Genomic DNA, 1,368 nt, shown 5'->3' with positions numbered 1-1,368 from the left:
TTGTTCCTTGAAAACTAGATAGCGAATGAAAATGCGAAAGCATCCATTAGCCAGTGATTGGATTTTTCTTAATGAAGAGAAATCAGGTTAAGCTAGTAAGAGCACACGGAGGATGCCTAGGCGCTAGGAGCCGATGAAGGACGTGGCGAACAACGAAATGCCTCGGGGAGCTGTAAGCAAGCATCGATCCGGGGATGTCCGAATGGGGGAACCCGCGTATCGTAATGGATACGCACTCCGTACTGAATCCATAGGTACGGAAGAGGCATACCAAGGGAACTGAAACATCTAAGTACCTTGAGGAAGAGAAAACAATAGTGATTCCGTCAGTAGCGGCGAGCGAACGCGGAAGAGCCTAAACCGATGCACTTGTGCATCGGGGTTGTGGGACGTCAACATGGACTGAGCTCATTAGGTGAAGCGGTCTGGAAAGGCCGGCCAGAGGAGGTAAAAGCCCTGTAGCCGAAAATGAGCAAAAGTGCTAGACGGATCCCGAGTACCGCGGGGCACGTGAAACCCCGTGGGAATCTGGCAGGACCATCTGCTAAGGCTAAATACTCCCTAGCGACCGATAGTGAAGCAGTACCGTGAGGGAAAGGTGAAAAGAACCGCGGGAGCGGAGTGAAAAAGAACCTGAAACCGTGTGCTTACAAGAAGTCAGAGCTCGTTCATGAGTGATGGCGTGCCTTTTGTAGAATGAACCGGCGAGTTACGTTTGCGTGCAAGGTTAAGCAGAAGATGCGGAGCCGTAGCGAAAGCGAGTCTGAATAGGGCGAAATGAGTACGCAGGCGTAGACCCGAAACCGTGTGATCTACCCCTGTCCAGGGTGAAGGTGAGGTAACACTCACTGGAGGCCCGAACCCACGAATGTTGAAAAATTCGGGGATGAGGTGGGGGTAGCGGAGAAATTCCAATCGAACTCGGAGATAGCTGGTTCTCCCCGAAATAGCTTTAGGGCTAGCCTCGGGAGGTTGAGAAATGGAGGTAGAGCACTGATTGGGTGCGGGGCCCGCCAAGGGTTACCAAGCTCAGTCAAACTCCGAATGCCATCTTCTTGGACCCCGGGAGTCAGACGGTGAGTGCTAAGATCCATCGTCAAGAGGGAAACAGCCCAGACCATCGGCTAAGGTCCCCAAGTGTGTGTTAAGTGGGAAAGGATGTGGAGTTGCAAAGACAACCAGGATGTTGGCTTAGAAGCAGCCACCATTTAAAGAGTGCGTAATAGCTCACTGGTCGAGTGACTCTGCGCCGAAAATGTAACGGGGCTAAACACACCACCGAAGCTGTGGCTTGCGTCGTCTTCACTCTCTCTTTGAGGAACGTGTAGGCCGTGACATTTCACCAGAATCCACCTTAAGAGGTAGGGG

At 52.1% G+C, this 1,368-nt stretch carries 1 rRNA gene; it reads left to right on the top strand.

The window, feature by feature from the left end:
• Positions 1–85: 85 nt before the first annotated feature.
• A 23S ribosomal RNA gene (locus tag FS806_RS26445) occupies positions 86–1,368 on the top strand; the annotation flags it as partial.

Source organism: Paenibacillus sp. 32O-W (genome assembly GCF_007679495.1).
Classification (GTDB): Bacteria; Bacillota; Bacilli; order Paenibacillales; family NBRC-103111; genus Paenibacillus_L; species Paenibacillus_L residui.
Note: the sequence above shows the minus strand (reverse complement) of the source record. Positions and strands in the feature narration are given on the sequence as shown.